Raw genomic sequence first — 17,398 nt, 5'->3', positions numbered from 1 at the left:
AAAAAAAGCGTCAAAAACGTCATCTCAATCGCGAAAATCACCTATATTCTGCACGTCTTTTTTGACGTCTCAGAACAAACGGAGTGACGCCAAAGACGCTTTTGTAAACGGATGAGAATCCGTTTGGAAAGCCGCACACCAAGCCGATTTCCCGTACGCTCATCGTTGTGTTCAAAAGCAGGTTGTTGGCTTTGGCCAAGCGCATTTCTCGGTAGAATCCGTTTGGAGTGGTTGCGAAAGTTGCCTTGAACTTGCGCTCAAGCGATCTGTTCGACACGTGTAACATGTCAACGATCTGATTGATCGGTAACGGTTCTTCGATATTCGCCTGCATCAGCTTGATACATTGATCCAGCTTTGCGTCACCTGTGGCTGTATTCCGAGCGCCCGAAAACGGCTGCATGGATGAGAAATCGCGGATGTTCTCGTGCAGCATGATATCCGCAACTGTCATCTTGGCGGCACCCGAAATGTGCCGCCCAATCACCGCCAGTGCCACATCCGTCGTTGCCTCCATTCCTGCGCAGGTGACCACTGAACCCTGTTCGGTCGCAATTGAAAGCTTGGCCTCAAACCGCGCGCCACGTTCGCGCAAGAAAGAAGCGTTTTCCCAATGGGTTGCCATATGATCAGCGCCGTTTTCGTCGATGTACCTGCTTGCCGCTTCGGCCAGCAAAAAGACCTGCGCTCCCCGGTACGTATAGTCGGGCACGACGCGACCTAAAGAAAGCTCTGGCTGATCCGGATCCGAGTTTCCGATCACAAACAGATAATCCGCATCGGGCTGCGCAGGTATGGTTTCGGTCGACACCGTCGCGCAACTGCTGCTTTCAACAGGTCCCCCCTTTCGGGACCGGTATGTGAATGTGAACGGAGGATGCGCGCATACCCGGTTGGCCAGGCGCAACACATCGACCAGCGACGCGAGCTCCAGCAACACAAAACCGGGTGCAACCAGAATATCGAAATGCTGCTGATCCCGATCTTTTCGCCGTTCAGGTTTGTTGCGGATCGACATGAGGCACACTCAAACAATTGTGTGCCCGGCCGCGCATAAACTGTCGGCAAGGGTTTTAATGTGATCGGGTCCAACTTCGCAGCAACCGCCAACAATCGTCGCGCCCTGCGCCACCCAGCCCAAGGCATGCTGCGCATAGGCGTCAGGGTCTAGGTCATGACGGCTTTCCAGAGAGTCAACCGTCGGGGCATCCTTCAAAAAACCGTCTTTGATACCAGTAAAGCCATTGGCATAAGCGCCGAACGGGCGACCCAGCTTTGCGATGATCTCCAGTGCAGCCGGAATCGCTTCCGGGCGCGCGCAGTTGATCAAAACGGCCTCGGGGGCGTAACGCGCAACAAGCGGGGCGATGTCCTCCAGCGCTTCGCCTGACCGCAATCGCGTGCCGTCATCATCCATAACCGACATTGCCAGCCAGACGGGTTTGCCGCAATTCTCGGTACCGCGAAGCGCACCTTCGGCTTCCAGAACCGAGGACACGGTTTCGATCAGGAACAGATCAACCCGGTCTGCCATCAGTTGAGCCAGCTCGGCAAATTTTTCAGCCGCATCGTCTGGGTCGGGGTTCAGATCGGGCCGGTAGCTGGCCAAAAGCGGACCAAGCGCACCAGCGATACGACCGTCAGTTCCCGCGCAAGCCTGCTCGGCCCGCGAAAGAGCAGCCTCGATCAGACGTGGCATCTGGTCTTCGATCCCCTCACGCACCAGCCGCGAGCGGTGAATGGCATAGGTATTCGTGGTGGCAATCGTCGCGCCACTGCGGAAATAGGCCTCGTGAACTTCGGTCAGCAAGTCAGGTTTGTCGATCATCACCCGCGTTGACCACAAAGGCGTGGGCTGGTCACCGCTGCGTTTCACCAGTTCCTGCCCGATCGAACCATCTAAAAGCGTAATGTCAGCCATCTACCCCCCTTTCACGGTATTAATACCAGTTTCCCGGGCAAGGTCTTGGACAGAAAATCCTCTTGCGCCTGAACAATGTCACGCAACGGGTAGGTTTTTGAGACCAAAGGCCTGATCCGACCTGCATTCACCAGCACAACAAGTCGGCCAAAGACTTCGGGAGGCTGATGGGTGCAGCCATGGATTGTGATGTCGCGCAGATAGATGTCTCGCAAATCGGTGCTGACGATGGGGCCAGCGATTGCACCTGACACCGCATAGTGCCCGCCGGGTTTCAGCGCCAGTATGAGATCGGGCCAAGCCGAGCCGCCCACCACATCGATGACGACATCGAACATATCCTTCGGCAGTTGCGCATCCCGGTCAAAGGTTGCCGACGCCCCCTGCGCTTTGACCACATCCGCCTTGGCAGCACTTGTCACCCCCCAGACCGTCGCTCCTCGTAGCGCCGCGAGCTGGACCGCGGCGAGGCCCACACCGCCTGAAGCCCCTGTAATCAGCACTGTGTGGCCTGCCGATACTCCAGCGCGAGTCAGCAGGTTTTCTGCGGTCCCAAACGCGCAGGGAATAGCGGCGATTTCCACGTCTGATAGGGGCGAGGCGGTCACATCATAGAGATCATTGCTCTCGACCAGACAGTATTGGGCAAACGCTCCGTCGATTTCTGAACCAAGCGCAATAAAACCATGCGGTCTACCTGGCCCCGGGCGTGGCAAGTTGATAGGACAAGTCACGCGTTGTCCGGGCTTGAACGCTGCCCCCGGTCCAGCCTCTTCGACAATCCCACACAGATCACCGCCTTGGATGCGGGGAAAGTGCAGCGCACCTCCCCACCCGCCGGCCTCAACCTGCTGATCTACCGCATCCGTCGATTCTGTAACATCCGACGAGTACCAGCCGATCCGCGTGTTGATGTCGGTGTTGTTCACCCCGGCAGCGGCGACGCGCACCAGAACCTGCCCTGGACCGGGGGTCGGAACGGGGACGTCTTCCCGCCATTCCAACACCTCAGGACCTCCATGGCCAGTCAGATATACGCCTTCCATCTGCCGGGTCATATCAGCGCCTTTCTGTCGTAGGGGTCAGGCCCTCAACCGTTCATTTGCAGGATCCCAGAGCGGCTGATCCTCCTGAACAACAGCACGACATTTCTGACCGTAGATTTCAACCTCTAGCTCAGTTCCCGGGACAGCCAGATCTGCGCGCACCATGCCCAGCGCGACCGAGGCACCAATGCGATACCCCCACGCACCCGATGTGGTTTCACCCACGATCTCATCACCGCTCCAGATGCAGGACATGTAAGGCGCATCGACCTCACCTGCGTCCACGATCAGAGTGACAAAGGACTTTTTAACGCCTTGCTGTTTTTCGTTCTGAATGGCTGCTTTGCCAACAAAATCCTGTGGTTTATCGAGCTTGACAAAGCGCCCCAAACCACCTTCCAGCAGAGAGTAATCTGTGCTTAGGTCGCCTTTCCACGCGCGATAGCCTTTCTCGATCCGCAGCGAATTCAACGCATACATGCCAAAGGGTTTCGCTCCGGCAGCCAGCACAGCTTCGTAGATGGCGGGCATCGCATCATTTTCAGCATGGATTTCCCAACCCAACTCACCCGCGAAAGATACACGGATCAAGAAGGCATCCTGCCCGGCCACTTTGGCGAATTGGTGGGTCAGCCACCCTTGCTGCAAATCTGCATCGGTGATGCCGGACAATACATTCCGCGTCATCGGTCCGGTCACGATCAGTGTGTCGCGCTCGGTTGTGGTTTCCCGAACGGTCACACCTTCGGGCACCGAATTGCGGATCAAATCACCATCGTGCCACTGTGCCGTGGCAGCAGTGATTAGGACGAAATTGTTCTCAGCCAGACGGATACAGGACAGCTCGGTCAAAATGCGCCCTCTTTCATCCGAGACATAGATCAGATTCATGCGCCCTGCTTTAGGGATACCTCCGGTACAGAAGCCACGCAGCCAGTCATCCGCCCCCTCGCCTTGTATCCAGAACCGCGAGAAGCCCGGCAGATCCAGCACCCCGCAGTGATCGCGCACGGCTTCGCATTCTTCTTTGACCCGTTGCTCCCAGGGGCCCGAACGTCCCCAGGTATGGGTGGCTTCCAGTGACGTGTCATCGCCGGTTTGCGCAAACCAGTTTGCGCGTTCCCAGCCGTTGTACGCGCCCATGACACCGCCCAATTCCTTGACCTTGGCGTGCACAGGCGAGACCTTCTTGTCGCGTGCGGCAGGCCATTCGTGATGTGGGAAATGCATGGCGTATTCGTTGCCGTAAACTTCCATCCCTTTCTGATTGCAATAATCCTGATCGGTGTAGTCGGTGTAACGACGCGGATCGACGGCCCACATATCCCATTCGGTGTGACCATCGACGATCCATTCGGCCAGAACTTTGCCTGCACCACCACCTTGGGCGATACCGAAAGTGAAAGTATGAGCCTCGAACGCGTTTGTCACACCCGGCATCGGGCCAATCAACGGCAGACCATCTGGCGCATAGGGGATCGGGCCATTGATGACGCGACCAACGCCCGAGGTTGCCATCAGCGGAACCCGTTCCATCGCATCGGTCACGATATCCTCGATCCGGTCCAGATCATCGTTCCACAGTTGGAAGCTGAAATCCTCGGGCATCGGGTCATCCTCGGTCATCCAGTGGCCCTTGCAATTGGGCTCATACGGGCCAAGGTTGAAGCCGTTCTTCTCCTGCCGCAGGTAGTACGAGATATCGACATCGCGCAGCAGCGGCAGCTTCTTGCCACCATTTTCTTTCGACCACGCTTCGATTTCGGGAACTTCGTCAGTCAGCAGATACTGATGGCTCATGACCATGGCCGGGACGGTTCGGCCGCCAAAGGGTTTGAACCATTCCCCTACGCGCTGCGCATAGTAACCGGCGGCGTTCACCACATAATCGCAGGCAATATCACCCTTTTCGGTATGCACGGTCCATGTGCCGTCGTCCTGCTGTGTCACACCGGTTGCCGGGCAGAATCGGATGATCTTTTGCCCCATATCCCGCGCTCCCTTGGCCAGAGCCTGAGTCAGCTGCGCCGGGTCAATGTCACCATCGGTCGGGTCATACAGAACGCCTTCAAGATCATGGGTCTCCAGGAAAGGATAGCGTTCCTTGGCCTCTTCCGGAGTCCACATCTCCATCGGGATGCCTTGATAGCGGCCCATAGACATGGCCCGTTCGAATTCCTGCATCCGCTCCTTGCTGTGCGCCAGACGAATTGACCCGGAAACGTGGTAGTTCATCGGATAGTCGACCTCGTCCGCGAGGCGCGAATACAGTTCGGTCGAATAGCGCTGCATGTTCATGATCGCCCACGAAGTCGAAAACGTCGGAACGTTACCCGCCGCGTGCCATGTCGAGCCTGCGGTCAGTTCGTTCTTTTCCAGCAGAACACAATCCGTCCAGCCCTTCTTGGCCAGATGATACAGCGATGAACAGCCCACAACGCCGCCGCCGATGATGACCACACGGGCCTTGGTTGGAAAATCACTCATGTGTTTGGTTCCCTATTAGTGTGCCCGCTGGGGCAGGTCGTCTTTGATGTCATAGTAATCGCCCTTGTCCGCAACGAAGATGTGCTGGGCGAGTTTCAACCCGGTCGGCTCATCCAATGAGCCCACGGAAATTGCGATCGTGTCCTCGTCATTGTGCTGCCAGAAGAGGAACGAGCCACAAGCGCGGCAAAATCCGCGCTTGGCAATGTCAGAGGCGCGATACCAGCCCAGCGTTTCGCTGGTGGTAAAGCTGAGATTGTCCTGTTGCGTAACGGTCGAGGCCCACAGGTGACCCGACTGTTTGCGACACTGCCCGCAATGGCAGGCATTTGGTGGCGTGAGGTCTCCGTCAACAACAAAAGCGACCGCGCCGCACAGACATGATCCGGCATGCATATCCTTACCCCCTCGCTGTCGGCGTCGAACTGGCACCCAGCAAAACGCCATAAATGATGAAACAGGTCGCCATCACGCGGCGTACCCAGATATTGAACACCGCCCCCAACGCAGCCTTGCCCATCAGCGCCCCCAGCAAGGTGAACCCGGTATAGCTGAGCGTCGTGATGACCAGTGCCGTCGGCATGATCACCGCCATCTGCTGCCAGATGGGTACATCCGGCTGCACAAATTGCGAAAACGCCGCAAGGTATCCGGCGACGCTTTTGGGGTTGATCGTGGCAACAGCCAACGCGTGAAAGTAAACATGTCTTGCCGGACGCTCTGATGCCGGAGCGGGTTTCGCTGCGTTCATCCAACCGCGAATGCCCATCCAGATCAGAAACCCGGCCCCGATCAGCTTGGCGACAAAGAAACCTGTTGGCGACGCGGCAATCAACGCAGTGATCCCCACTGCCGAGAGGATCAGGAACGCACTTGCCTGCGTTAGAATAGCCAGCACTCCCAGCATAGCTTTTGGGAATGGCAGGCTCATCCCATTTGAGATGCAATTGACCGCATTAGGCCCCGGGGTGGTAACGAACACCACCCAGAACAGGGCGAATATGGTCCAGGCCTCGAAACTCATCAGTACACCGGTGGGGCGATAACCCAGATGGCCACAGCGGGCTCATCAAAGGGGTTGGACCAAGTGTAGGGCTCGTGCTTGATCCGGAAGCTATCGCCGGGGCCGACCTGAAAGCTGCGCGAGCCGATCGTCAGTTCCAGACGGCCTGAAACCATATAGCCGACTTCCTGCGTCGGCCGGTTTGCCGGGGTCTGCATCTGAGAATGCGGCTCAAAGGTCGAATGCACCATCTCGAAATCGTCGGTCAGGTCAGGCGAAAGCAGTTCTTCGATCAACCCTTCTTCGCCAGAGCCCATCGGGCGACGGGACCCTGCCCGCACAATATACCCTTGCTCATCCACCGGCGCAGCGGAATGGGCAAACAGCATCGACATCGGCACACCCAGACATTCGGCAATCTGGCGTAGATCCGAAATCGACGGCTCGGACATGTCACGCTCGACTTGGCTGAGCCAGCCAACGGACCGATCCAATCGGTTGGCGATCTCGGTCAGAGTCAGCCCACGCGCCTTGCGCAGTGCGCGCAGATCGGCACCGAGGGATGCGCTATGAGGGGCTTGCGAATTCAAGTTGCGCTCCGAGTCTGCGTGAAATTTTCTGTTACTTTTTCACGGTGCCTCGAATCGGTGAAATTTCCAAGCATTTTTTCACTTGGTTCTGCAATTTTAGTTGGCTATGCACGGTCCATGTGGATTGCCGTAATCTATCTTTGGGTCATTAATGCCCTGACTTTGATGGCGTTTGGCTGGGATAAGCTGCGCGCGCGCCGTAGAAGGCGACGCATCCCCGAGCGGCGCTTGTTATGGTTGGCGGCACTAGGAGGCAGCTTGGCCGCGCTACTGGGGCGCTGGATCTTCGGGCACAAGACCCGCAAGCGCGGTTTCTCGGCTTGGCTATACACGATCACAGCGTTTCAGGCCGGGCTTTGCTATCTGATTATGTCCCGAGATCTTGGCGCATTTTTGCGATAGCTCGGAACCCTCTAACGCGCAAATACATCCGTTAGAATAGCACCAAGTGCAGTCGCATCATCTTTGGTAAACGCGTCGGGCTGGTCGCTGTCGATATCAAAGACAGCGATCACGTTACCATTCGCATCCCGCACTGGTAGAACCAACTCGGACCGAGTGGATGACGCACAAGCGATATGGCCGGGGAAAGCATCTACATCCGAAACCAATTGCACTTGCCCTGTACGGGCAGCCGCACCACACACACCGCGTTCAAAAGGGATTACTAGGCAGCCATGCCCCCCCTGATAAGGCCCGATCTTTAGCACTTCGGGCTCAGTTACGCGGTAAAATCCCGTCCAGTCGAATCGGTCGTCCGAGTGATGCACTTCGCATGCCACCGTAGCCATCAATGCAACCTCGTCGGTTTCACCTTCGGTCAAGGCGGCAATGGTTTTGGCGAGTGTGTCGTAGTCGGCTTTCATGTTGGTAGACCTTGCATCCGAGGAACTGCGGGCGCTGCCGCCAATTCCCCGGAGTATTTGCAAAAAGACAAAGCGTCAAACGCGTTCTATTGCTATGGCCGTCCCTTCTCCGCCGCCGATGCAGATTGCCGCGACACCGCGCTTGAGGTTCCGCTTTTCTAACGCATTCAGCAGCGTGACCATGATCCGGGCCCCAGAAGCGCCAATCGGATGGCCAAGCGCACATGCGCCGCCATTCACATTCACGATCTCACGCGACAAGCCCATTTCGTGCATGAAAGCCATGGGCACAACGGCGAAGGCTTCGTTGACCTCCCACAGATCGACATCTTCTTTTTTCCAACCGATACGATCCAACAATTTCTGCGCTGCCGGAACCGGAGCAGTTGTGAACAGCCCCGGTGCCTGCGCGTGACTGGCGTGGCCAAGAATTCGTGCGCGCACGGTCAGGCCCTGCTGTTCTGCTGCCTTTGCCGAGGCAAGCACAAGGGCGGCTGCGCCATCCGAGATCGAAGAAGAATTGGCTGCCGTAACCGTTCCATCCTTGCGAAAGGCTGGTTTCAGTGTGGGTATCTTCTCGGGCCGCGCCGATTTGGGTTGCTCATCCGCGTCCAGCACAACCTCGCCTTTACGAGTCTGAATCTTGACCTGTGTAATTTCCTGGTCGAACGCATTATTTTCCTGCGCGGACAGCGCGTTCGAAAGCGATCGCAGGGCGTATTCGTCCTGCGCCTCGCGCGTGAACTGATAGGATTCGGCACAGTCCTCGGCAAACGTGCCCATAAGCCGACCTTTGTCATAGGCGTCTTCGAGCCCGTCCAGAAACATGTGATCGACGACCTGCCCATGTCCGATCCGGGCGCCACCGCGCATCTTGGGCAGCAGATAGGGCGCGTTGGTCATGCTCTCCATCCCGCCAGCGACCATGGTCTGAGTATGGCCCAAAGCGATCTGATCAAACGCGATCATTGCGGCCTTCATGCCTGAACCGCACATTTTGTTGAGCGTTGTGGCAGGTACATCTTCTCCCAGACCGGCGGCAAACCCAGCCTGACGCGCCGGGGCCTGTCCCTGGCCGGCAGGCAGGACGCAGCCCATCAGCACCTCATCCACGGTCCGAATGCCAGCACCCTCCAGCGCTGCGCGGATAGCAGCACCGCCCAGATCAGCAGCGGCGACGCCGTCAAACATGCCCTGAAAGCCGCCCATTGGTGTACGCGCGGCACCTGCTATCACAACCTCGTTCATCCGAAATCTCCTTGAACTTTCCAGCCTATGGATACCGAATGGTAAGAATTACCGTCTAGCGTATTTCTACCATCATTTTGCATTGCCAAAGGCGGACGAACATGGGGCTCAGCAGCGAGATCACCGGCGAGACACAGATAATATCCGTTCATTGTGATCGAATTGATGCCGCAATGGCGATTCAATTCAAGGAAGATATGCGCGCGGAAACCCAAACCCATGCCAAACGGGTGGTGTTGGATTTGTCTTCTGTTGAATTCATCGATTCCAGCGGTCTGGGCGCCATTGTCGCCTCGATGAAACAATTGGAAAAAGGGCGCAGATTGGATCTGGCCGGCTTGCGCCCGATCGTTGAAAAAGTGTTCCGCCTGACCCGCATGGACACCGTGTTCAGACTGTTCAAATCGCTGGATGAGGCGATCGGCGCTGGTGCAGACTGACGATCGGCAGAGGTGGAACAGCGTGTGCTCGAATTGCAAACAAAACTGCCTGGAGGTGAGCTTTCCCGCGACACAAGTGCAGGCCAGCGCAGGGATCGCGGCGTTAAGCGCACGGCTGGCGGCGCAGGGATTGCCGGAAAGCAAAGCAGATGACGTAAGAATCGCGCTGACGGAAGCGATCAACAACGTGGTCGAACATGCCTATGCCGGGGTGGCCGCCGCTGACGTTCAAATCGATTGCTCATTATGTGCAAAGAAGCTGGTGATTCAGATCACCGATACCGGCGACCCGATGCCTGAATTGCGGATACCGAGCGGCACTCCACCATCTGTCGACACTGCTTTGCAGGACCTGCCCGAGGGCGGCTTTGGCTGGCACCTGATTCATCAACTTGCCAGCGACATACAATATGAACGCAAAAGCGGCGGGAACCTGCTCTGCTTGCGGTTCGACTTTGACGAGATGCCCTAGCAGGCATCAAATGGCCACAATAAGGCCTAGATCGAACCATTGTCGCGCCGCAAACAAAGGTCATAAGTAAGGGGTAGCTCAGATAGCTTCCCTCGGCGCCTAGCGTCACAGCCCCCACCCAGTGAGCGGCGCCGAGGACCTCCTTCCTCTGATAGCATTGGACAATTCCCAGCTGCGGCTTAGTGTCTGCGTGTTTGCAGAAGGAAAGACCCATGCGCGATTTTCACAAGACAGGACGTTCTGAAGTTTTGGCAACCGAAGGGATGTGCGCAACGTCCCATCCGTTGGCCGCCAAAATCGCGCTAGATATTCTGCAGCAGGGCGGCAATGCCATGGACGCAGCCATTGCAGGCGCGGTGCTTCTGGGAATTTGCGAGCCGCAAATGACCGGCTTGGGCGGAGATTGCTTTGTTCTGTACAATCGCGCAGGCGAGCAGACTGTTCGCGCACTAAACGGTTCGGGTCGGGCCGCGGCAGCAGCGGATGCACAGGCATTGCGGGATCGCGGTTCAAATTCGGTTCCCGAGACCAGCCCGGATGCCGTGACAATTCCCGGAGCGGTTGAGGCATTCTGCCGTTTAGCAAAAACCGAAGGTCGGCTGGGCCTGGAAGCAATCCTACAACCCGCAATCCATTATGCCGAGTCAGGTGTTCCGGTGGCTCCACGCGTTGCCTTTGATTGGAAGAACGGCGCATCCACCCTGCAAGGCGCGGCCCGTGATCATTACCTGATTGACGGCAAACCCCTGCAAACCGGGCAGGTTTTTCGCGCCCCCGGTCAGGCAGAAGTTCTTCGGCGCGTGGCCCAACACGGTCAAAAGGCATTTTATTCTGGTGAGATTGCCGATGACATGCTTGCGGCCCTTTCCGATCTAGGTGGAGTACAGACTGCGCAGGATTTCGCGGCCGTGCAAAGCGATGAAACTGTGCCCGTCAGCGGAGATTATGGCGGTGTCGAACTGGTCGAGCACCCACCGAATGGTCAGGGCGCGACGGCAATCCTGTTGCTGAATATCTTGAAGCACTTCGATCTGGCCGCAATGGACCCTTGGGGGGCTGAACGCGTACATATCGAAGCCGAGGCCAGCAAACTGGCCTACGACGCACGCAATCGTTTCATCGCCGATCCCGACCACAGCACGCGGATGGCTCATTTTCTTGCACCTGAGACAGCCGCCCAACTTGCCGCGCTGATCAATCCGAAACGCGCCATGGCTGCCGCCGCTCCCTTGACCGAGTCTGTTCACAAAGACACCGTCTATATCACCGTGGTTGACCGGGATCGCATGGCCGTTTCACTTATTTATTCGATCTACCACGGGTTCGGGTCGGGCATCGCTTCGGAAAAGTTCGGCATTTTGCTGCAGAATCGGGGTGCTGGTTTCAACCTCGAACCCGGTCATCCAAATGAGCTTGCCGGTGGAAAGCGACCAATGCACACAATCATACCGGGAATGTTGCGCGCCCAAGGCCGCATCGCGATGCCCTTTGGTGTCATGGGAGGTGCCTATCAACCAACCGGACACGCGCGGTTAGTGTCAAATCTCACGGATTTCGACATAGAGCTGCAGGAAGCCATCGATGCGCCTCGGGCATTTGCAGATGGGGGTGTTCTGAAAATTGAGCGAGGCTATTCCGATGCCGTTCTGCAACAATTATCAGATATGGGGCACACTGTCCAAATACCGGAAACGTCTCTGGGTGGTGCGCAAGCCATTCGAATCTGTTCAAACGGAGTTCTGGAAGGTGCTAGCGATCCCCGTAAAGATGGTTGCGCATTAGGCTACTGACACACGCCATTATGACGGACATATTCAGTTCAACTGAAAGTGCAGCGGATAAGATCCATCCTGAAACGGGCCGAACATGTTGGGGATATCGGGATGGTCTACCGGCTCACCCGATTGGTCCTCAACCAGATTTTGTTCTGAAACATAAGCGACATAGAAGGATTGATCATTCTCAGCCAGCAAATGATAGAACGGCTGATCCTTCAGCGGGCGACTGTCTTCAGGAATGGCCTGATACCATTCCTCCGAGTTCGAGAATTCCGGATCGACATCAAAAATAACCCCTCGAAAAGGGTGTCTACGGTGTCGAACCACCTGTCCCAGGCGGTACTTGGCTTGTGTCTTTAGCATTGTTTCGGCCCCCAAAGCATTTAGTACATCTTTTCGGGCAGAAAAGCCAACCAATGAGCTGAAATTCGGGGAAACAGTCTGTGAACCTACTCCTAACAGTGTTCGAAATCGTTGCCCCAGTGTTCCTTCTGGCCGGGATCGGGTTTGCGTGGGTCAAGCTCGGGTTCGAGTATCGGCTGCAATTTGTCACGCGGTTTGCGGTGACGCTTGCAGTGCCCAGCCTGATCTTCGTAGCTTTGACGCAAACCGACATTCCTGGCGATGAATTGACCGTTTTCACGCTCGCTGCGATTGCATCACATGTTGCTTTGGCGGTGGTTTTCTGGGTCTTTGTACGTGCCTCAGGGCTTGAGCAGCGGACCTATCTGTCACCTCTTATCTTCGGTAACACTGGGAATCTGGGCCTGCCTTTGTGCATCTTTGCCTTTGGGCAGGCTGGGTTGGGTTTCGCGGTGATCTTTTTGGCCGTTACCGCTCTGCTTTCTTTTACCTACGGTATCTATCTGGTCGCGGGGCGCGGCGCCTTTGGCAAGGTTCTGCGCGAGCCGATGGTCTGGGCCACGCTGCTGGGGGCATTGTTTCTGTGGCGTGGATGGCAGACGCCACTGTTTCTAACCAACACGCTGGAACTGTTGGGCCAGATGGCGGTGCCTATGATGCTGATCACCCTTGGGGTCGCGATTGCACGCCTGACAACACAGAAGCTGCAACAGGCTATATGGTTGTCCTTGCTGAAACTCGCGGTGTGCTTCGGGTTGGGCTGGGCTCTTGCCATCAGTTTTGGACTGGGTCCTGTAGCCTTCGGAGTTCTGGTTTTGCAAATGTGTGCGCCGGTCGCCGTCACCTCATACCTGCTGGCAGAGCGGTTTGATGTGGATTCCGACGCGGTTGCAGGCATGGTCATGGTCTCGACAGTATTGTCGGTCGCCGCATTACCGATAATTCTCGCTATTATTCTGTAACGATTGTGATTTCCTCAGAGCTCAATCTGCGCTAGAATAAAGAAAAAAGGCACGAGGCACATGAGCAGAATTCTTTTCGTACTCTTCGGGGTGCTGCTTTTGGCATCCTGTGGTGGCGGGTCCAAACAGCCACCGAGCAGACTGAATGACGCGTGCAGCATTGCGCGCGAAAAACCCGATTATATCAAGGCTTTCAAAAGCACCGAGCGCAAATGGGGTGTCCCCGTTCACGTTCAGATGGCCACGATTTACCAAGAAAGCCGTTATCGCGCAGATGCGCGCACACCGCACAAATACGTGCTGGGCGTCATCCCGATGGGTCGCCAAAGCAGTGCTTACGGCTATGGTCAGGCACTTGATGGCACGTGGGAGCAGTATCAACGCGAAACCGGCAAACGCCGCGCCAAGCGGGATCGCATCCGTGATGCGTCGGATTTCATTGGCTGGTACATGAACAAAAGCTATGAGCGGAACGGGATTCATCCCACCGACGCGCGTAACCAATACCTGGCCTATCACGAAGGGCAAACCGGCTACGCGCGCGGCAGCTACAACAGCAAATCTTGGCTGTTGAACGTTGCGAATGATGTAGACGCCCGAGCGCAACTGTATCAGGCGCAGCTGGCGAACTGCCGTTACTAAACAAACCCTGTCAGGTCAGCGATCGTCTGACCTGATACGGGTTTTGCTTGAAAACACGCTGGAATCGAGGTTTCCGCCTTCAGTCAACGGCCCCAGCAGTACGGTCGTTTGACTTCCAGCGTTATCGTGGATCACCCATTTGCGCAGCTCAACCGGATTGGATGTAAACATTAACTCGATCCGCCCGCTTTCCGGGTTCTTGGGGTCCTGAGCCGTCACAACCGTGGCGGTCCCGTCAAAATCGTGCCCAACAACCATATTGGCTTGCCCCAGATTGACATTCCGCGCCAACACCAGTGACAGCGGTGTGCGTTTCAGCGGGTACTGTTCGGGCGGCTGATTGGATTTCGGGTCAAAGATCTGCACCGTCCCCGACCGCGCCAGAACTACCGCGCTGTTGGGCGGATCATATTCGAACCGCATTTTTCCGGGCCGCTCGAGCCACAGCTTACCGGTGCTAAGCGATCCGTCATCATTCACCTGCGTGAATGTGGTCTGAACCGTCTTCATCTGGTTCAGGTAGTTAGAGATTTGCGACAGTGGCAGCTTTTCAGCCGCCCACGCGGCGGGCGCAGCCAGTGTCAGAGCAAGGGCAAAAGCAATCTGTTTCATAGGACCCAGATAGGCGTTCTGCCCTTGTTATTAAATATCTTACTGCTCGGGGACGAGGATTTCGCGTTTTCCAACGTGATTTGCCCCGGAAACAACGCCTTCGTCCTCCATCTGCTCAACAAGCCGCGCAGCTTTGTTGTAGCCAATGGCAAGTTTTCGCTGAATGTAGGACGTCGAGCATTTGCGATCTTTGATCACAATCGCCACTGCCTGGTCGTAAAGGGCGTCTTCTCCGTTCGTGTTGCCACCCGTGTTCAGGCCCAGAACAGCGTCGATATTGTCAGCCTTTTCCTCGGCCGGGCCATCTACCACGCCACTCATGTAGGCCGGCGGACCGAACTGTTTCAGGTGGTTGACGATTTCTTCGACCTCTTCATCCGAGACAAACGGACCGTGACAACGGGTGATCTTCGCCCCGCCCGCCATATACAGCATGTCGCCCTGCCCCAGAAGTTGTTCGGCACCCATCTCGCCCAAAATGGTGCGACTGTCGACTTTCGAAGTCACCTGGAACGAAATCCGGGTCGGGAAGTTCGCCTTGATCGTCCCGGTGATCACATCAACAGAGGGGCGCTGAGTGGCCATGATCAGGTGAATGCCCGAAGCCCGCGCCATCTGCGCCAGACGCTGGATGCAGGCCTCGATCTCCTTGCCCGCGACCATCATCAGGTCGGCCATTTCGTCGACGATCACAACGATATAAGGCATTGCTTCGGGCGCGAATTCTTCGGTCTCGAACATTGGCTCGCCGGTTTCATCGTCAAAGCCGGTCTGGACCGTGCGGCTGAACATCTCGCCCTTGGACAGCGCATCCTTCACGCGGCCATTGTAGCCCGCGATATTGCGCACGCCCATTTTGGACATTTTGCGATAGCGATCCTCCATCTCGCCCACGACCCATTTCAGGGCCACAACCGCCTTTTTCGGGTCGGTCACAACGGGCGAGAGCAGGTGCGGGATACCGTCATAGACCGACAGTTCCAACATCTTGGGGTCGATCATGATCAGGCGGCACTCATCCGGCGTTAGCTTATAAAGCAGCGACAGGATCATCGTATTGATTGCCACCGACTTACCGGAACCAGTCGTACCAGCGATCAAGAGGTGAGGCATTTTTGCCAAGTTCGCCACCACGGACTCACCGCCGATATCCTTGCCCAACGCCAAGGGCAGCGCATGATTACCATCGCCGAAATCGCGACTGGCGAGGATTTCGCGCAGCACCACCATCTCACGGTTTTCATTGGGCAGTTCAATGCCAATAACCGAGCGCCCCGGTAGAGTTGAAACCCGCGCGGACAAAGCCGACATTGAGCGCGCGATATCGTCGGCCAAACCAATCACACGGCTGGCTTTTAAACCCGGTGCAGGCTCCAATTCGTACATGGTCACAACCGGACCGGGGCGGACGCTGACGATCTCACCCTTGACGCCGTAGTCATCCAGCACGTTTTCCAGCATCCGCGCATTTTCCTCGAGCGCCTCATCGCTTAGGTGATGGCGTTGGATGCTTGCAGGGTTGGACAGAAGGCCCAGCGGTGGCAGTTCGAAGTCGGAATGCCGTTCCTCGAAAGAAAGTGTCGGCTGTGCTTCGGCTTGCGCCCTGCGCGAAGGCGGAGGAGTGCGTCGGACCGGTTGAGCTACTACAGGTTTACGCGGCTCAGCAACGGGAATCTTGACAGCCTGTCGCGGTTGGAGCGCGGGTTCGGAGGCATCATCAAACACGGCCTCATCATCATAGGCCGGTTCGGAAACATAGTCCTGCTGCATCCAATTATCAGCCTCGGAGTGAGCCGCCAGCGTCTCAACATCAGATCCTGCTGTCAGCGGTGGTTCGGGTGGCAAACCTGCAGAGGTCATCGGGGGTTCGGGCGGCAACTCGTCTGCCGCGCCAGAGTTCAAAATCAACGGGTCCGGTCCCCTGCCCCGCCCTTTGGTCAATGGCAAGTTGGGATCGGGTTCGGGCGTTAGCACACCAGCGGCCACTTTACGATTGCGCACAGCGGCGGAAATCTTGGACCGGATGCGATCCTCACCCGGCATGTCGTAATACCCTTCGACCGCAACGTTTTCGACCAACTCAGGCTCGGGCATTGGGTCAGGACGACGGATCAGGGAAGGCATTCGAGCCAGAAGGCCTGTCTTGGCGACAGGTTCCTGCGCTTCAATCTCAGGGTCTTCAAAGACCGGATCAGCGTAGGCCAGGTCGTCGTCAAAATCCGCCTGAACCGGAACTGCACGTTCGGCCTTGCGCTCGGCCCATTGGGCCTTCCGGTCCCGTGCTGCCCGCGCTGTCGCCGATGCCCCGCGTCCCAGCGCGTTCATCAACAGATCATAGGCCATGACCAGTCCCAACAGAAACGCCCGGAAGCCATTGCGAACGTCCGCTTTGCCGAAACCCAACACAAATACACCCAGAGCCAGCATACCGACCGCCATCGCCAGCGACATCAGCTTGACCAGGAAATGCGATGAGATCGGCAACAACGTCAAAATCGCGCCCATCACTGTATCGCCGAATAGACCGCCCAAGCCATAGCTGTGCGTCGCCCGCCATTCGGCACCCGGCACCAGAGTCGCTGCATAGACAGCCAGAACGGCGATCCAGATCGGCGCAAAAATCAGGCGGGCAATGGCACGGTCTTCACCTAAATGACCTGCAAATCGAACGCCCCAAGTGATCAGCACCAAGGCGACACCCAAGCTGCCCCAACCCACGATCATAAACAACGGCGCGGCAATCGAGGCCCCAATGCGCCCCATCCAGTTTTGCACGGGCGCATCGGTCGAAACCATCCAGTTTGGATCATCGGGCGTATAGGACCAGATCATCGCTGCAGCGGCCAACCCCAACAGGATCAAAGCGATCCCGATCAGTTCTTTGCTACGCCGTTCAATGGCGGCTTGCGTGTTGCTGTCCAGCAGCGGGTCACGGTTTCGCGCGTTATATGATGCCATTTTGCCCTCG

General features: G+C 56.9%; 18 protein-coding genes. 6 read left to right on the top strand and 12 right to left on the bottom strand.

Translation table 11 applies throughout. From position 1 onward, the window contains the following. Positions 1-37: 37 nt before the first annotated feature. The 7 genes from ACR0DE_RS03510 to ACR0DE_RS03480 are packed head-to-tail and all read right to left on the bottom strand — an operon-like array spanning position 38 to position 7,047. Complete coding sequence (locus ACR0DE_RS03510; RefSeq protein ID WP_170406633.1) at positions 38-1,018, bottom strand: GlxA family transcriptional regulator; 981 nt, start codon at positions 1,016-1,018, stop codon at positions 38-40. A 9-nt stretch (positions 1,019-1,027) separates the two neighbouring features. Then, a complete protein-coding gene (locus ACR0DE_RS03505; RefSeq protein WP_480751858.1) occupies positions 1,028-1,921 on the bottom strand; it encodes a homocysteine S-methyltransferase family protein in 894 nt (297 codons plus the stop codon). Between the two features lie 11 nt (positions 1,922-1,932). After that, positions 1,933-2,979, bottom strand: a complete 1,047-nt coding sequence (locus ACR0DE_RS03500; RefSeq protein WP_170398782.1) for an alcohol dehydrogenase family protein — start codon at positions 2,977-2,979, stop codon at positions 1,933-1,935. Between the two features lie 24 nt (positions 2,980-3,003). Further along, positions 3,004-5,454: a GcvT family protein gene (locus ACR0DE_RS03495; RefSeq protein WP_170398785.1), complete on the bottom strand. Its 2,451-nt coding sequence runs from the start codon at positions 5,452-5,454 to the stop codon at positions 3,004-3,006. A 15-nt stretch (positions 5,455-5,469) separates the two neighbouring features. Then, positions 5,470-5,850 (bottom strand): GFA family protein, encoded by a 381-nt coding sequence (locus ACR0DE_RS03490; protein WP_170562354.1) that lies wholly within the window; start codon positions 5,848-5,850, stop codon positions 5,470-5,472. 4 nt (positions 5,851-5,854) lie between these two features. After that, positions 5,855-6,478, bottom strand: a complete 624-nt coding sequence (locus ACR0DE_RS03485; RefSeq protein WP_480751855.1) for a LysE family translocator — start codon at positions 6,476-6,478, stop codon at positions 5,855-5,857. Continuing rightward, positions 6,478-7,047, bottom strand: a complete 570-nt coding sequence (locus tag ACR0DE_RS03480) for an XRE family transcriptional regulator (RefSeq protein WP_170425828.1) — start codon at positions 7,045-7,047, stop codon at positions 6,478-6,480. Before ACR0DE_RS03480 ends, ACR0DE_RS03485 begins: the two co-directional genes overlap by 1 nt. A gap of 117 nt (positions 7,048-7,164) precedes the next feature. Between ACR0DE_RS03480 and ACR0DE_RS03475 the strand changes: the two genes are divergently transcribed. Then, complete coding sequence (locus tag ACR0DE_RS03475) at positions 7,165-7,449, top strand: DUF1294 domain-containing protein (RefSeq protein WP_480751853.1); 285 nt, start codon at positions 7,165-7,167, stop codon at positions 7,447-7,449. Between the two features lie 11 nt (positions 7,450-7,460). On the opposite strand, the gene ACR0DE_RS03470 is transcribed toward ACR0DE_RS03475, so the two are convergent. Together ACR0DE_RS03470 and ACR0DE_RS03465 are read right to left on the bottom strand one after the other, a co-directional pair. After that, positions 7,461-7,913 (bottom strand): GAF domain-containing protein, encoded by a 453-nt coding sequence (locus ACR0DE_RS03470; protein WP_170406656.1) that lies wholly within the window; start codon positions 7,911-7,913, stop codon positions 7,461-7,463. A 75-nt stretch (positions 7,914-7,988) separates the two neighbouring features. Next, entirely contained in the window at positions 7,989-9,161 is a 1,173-nt protein-coding gene (locus ACR0DE_RS03465) for a thiolase family protein (RefSeq protein WP_480562309.1), read from the bottom strand. Between the two features lie 101 nt (positions 9,162-9,262). On the opposite strand from ACR0DE_RS03465, the gene ACR0DE_RS03460 reads away from it, so the two are divergent. The 3 genes from ACR0DE_RS03460 to ggt all read left to right on the top strand — a co-directional run bounded on the left by ACR0DE_RS03460 (position 9,263) and on the right by ggt (position 11,863). Further along, on the top strand, positions 9,263-9,601 hold the full coding sequence (locus tag ACR0DE_RS03460; protein ID WP_170398809.1) for an STAS domain-containing protein: 339 nt from the start codon (positions 9,263-9,265) through the stop codon (positions 9,599-9,601). Positions 9,602-9,656: 55 nt separating this feature from the next. Next, positions 9,657-10,073, top strand: coding sequence for an ATP-binding protein (locus ACR0DE_RS03455; protein WP_370644320.1), 417 nt, complete (start codon positions 9,657-9,659; stop codon positions 10,071-10,073). A 212-nt stretch (positions 10,074-10,285) separates the two neighbouring features. Next, entirely contained in the window at positions 10,286-11,863 is a 1,578-nt protein-coding gene (gene ggt / locus ACR0DE_RS03450; RefSeq protein ID WP_480751848.1) for a gamma-glutamyltransferase, read from the top strand. Between the two features lie 24 nt (positions 11,864-11,887). On the opposite strand, the gene hspQ is transcribed toward ggt, so the two are convergent. Beyond that, entirely contained in the window at positions 11,888-12,214 is a 327-nt protein-coding gene (gene hspQ, locus ACR0DE_RS03445; RefSeq protein ID WP_170398818.1) for a heat shock protein HspQ, read from the bottom strand. Between the two features lie 80 nt (positions 12,215-12,294). On the opposite strand from hspQ, the gene ACR0DE_RS03440 reads away from it, so the two are divergent. Continuing rightward, positions 12,295-13,176 (top strand): AEC family transporter, encoded by an 882-nt coding sequence (locus tag ACR0DE_RS03440; protein WP_480751846.1) that lies wholly within the window; start codon positions 12,295-12,297, stop codon positions 13,174-13,176. A 60-nt stretch (positions 13,177-13,236) separates the two neighbouring features. Beyond that, the gene (locus ACR0DE_RS03435; RefSeq protein ID WP_170425842.1) at positions 13,237-13,818 is read left to right on the top strand and encodes a transglycosylase SLT domain-containing protein; all 582 of its coding nucleotides are present in this window, start codon (positions 13,237-13,239) and stop codon (positions 13,816-13,818) included. A 15-nt stretch (positions 13,819-13,833) separates the two neighbouring features. On the opposite strand, the gene ACR0DE_RS03430 is transcribed toward ACR0DE_RS03435, so the two are convergent. Further along, positions 13,834-14,430, bottom strand: a complete 597-nt coding sequence (locus tag ACR0DE_RS03430; protein ID WP_170398828.1) for a LolA family protein — start codon at positions 14,428-14,430, stop codon at positions 13,834-13,836. A gap of 39 nt (positions 14,431-14,469) precedes the next feature. Beyond that, positions 14,470-17,388: a DNA translocase FtsK gene (locus tag ACR0DE_RS03425; RefSeq protein ID WP_480751844.1), complete on the bottom strand. Its 2,919-nt coding sequence runs from the start codon at positions 17,386-17,388 to the stop codon at positions 14,470-14,472. Between the last annotated feature and the right edge of the window lie 10 nt (positions 17,389-17,398).

It is taken from the genome of Ruegeria sp. C10, assembly GCF_056537805.1.
This window is presented reverse-complemented; position numbering and strand designations above follow the sequence as displayed.

What these genes read in the sequence shown, in the direction of transcription:
- ACR0DE_RS03510 (WP_170406633.1), bottom strand. Translation starts at nt 1,018, where the DNA reads ATGTCGATCCGCAACAAACCTGAACGGCGAAAAGATCGGGATCAGCAG.
- ACR0DE_RS03505 (WP_480751858.1), bottom strand. Translation starts at nt 1,921, where the DNA reads ATGGCTGACATTACGCTTTTAGATGGTTCGATCGGGCAGGAACTGGTG.
- ACR0DE_RS03500 (WP_170398782.1), bottom strand. Translation starts at nt 2,979, where the DNA reads ATGACCCGGCAGATGGAAGGCGTATATCTGACTGGCCATGGAGGTCCT.
- ACR0DE_RS03495 (WP_170398785.1), bottom strand. Translation starts at nt 5,454, where the DNA reads ATGAGTGATTTTCCAACCAAGGCCCGTGTGGTCATCATCGGCGGCGGC.
- ACR0DE_RS03490 (WP_170562354.1), bottom strand. Translation starts at nt 5,850, where the DNA reads ATGCATGCCGGATCATGTCTGTGCGGCGCGGTCGCTTTTGTTGTTGAC.
- ACR0DE_RS03485 (WP_480751855.1), bottom strand. Translation starts at nt 6,478, where the DNA reads ATGAGTTTCGAGGCCTGGACCATATTCGCCCTGTTCTGGGTGGTGTTC.
- ACR0DE_RS03475 (WP_480751853.1), top strand. Translation starts at nt 7,165, where the DNA reads ATGTGGATTGCCGTAATCTATCTTTGGGTCATTAATGCCCTGACTTTG.
- ACR0DE_RS03470 (WP_170406656.1), bottom strand. Translation starts at nt 7,913, where the DNA reads ATGAAAGCCGACTACGACACACTCGCCAAAACCATTGCCGCCTTGACC.
- ACR0DE_RS03465 (WP_480562309.1), bottom strand. Translation starts at nt 9,161, where the DNA reads ATGAACGAGGTTGTGATAGCAGGTGCCGCGCGTACACCAATGGGCGGC.
- ACR0DE_RS03460 (WP_170398809.1), top strand. Translation starts at nt 9,263, where the DNA reads ATGGGGCTCAGCAGCGAGATCACCGGCGAGACACAGATAATATCCGTT.
- ggt (WP_480751848.1), top strand. Translation starts at nt 10,286, where the DNA reads ATGCGCGATTTTCACAAGACAGGACGTTCTGAAGTTTTGGCAACCGAA.
- hspQ (WP_170398818.1), bottom strand. Translation starts at nt 12,214, where the DNA reads ATGCTAAAGACACAAGCCAAGTACCGCCTGGGACAGGTGGTTCGACAC.
- ACR0DE_RS03435 (WP_170425842.1), top strand. Translation starts at nt 13,237, where the DNA reads ATGAGCAGAATTCTTTTCGTACTCTTCGGGGTGCTGCTTTTGGCATCC.
- ACR0DE_RS03430 (WP_170398828.1), bottom strand. Translation starts at nt 14,430, where the DNA reads ATGAAACAGATTGCTTTTGCCCTTGCTCTGACACTGGCTGCGCCCGCC.
- ACR0DE_RS03425 (WP_480751844.1), bottom strand. Translation starts at nt 17,388, where the DNA reads ATGGCATCATATAACGCGCGAAACCGTGACCCGCTGCTGGACAGCAAC.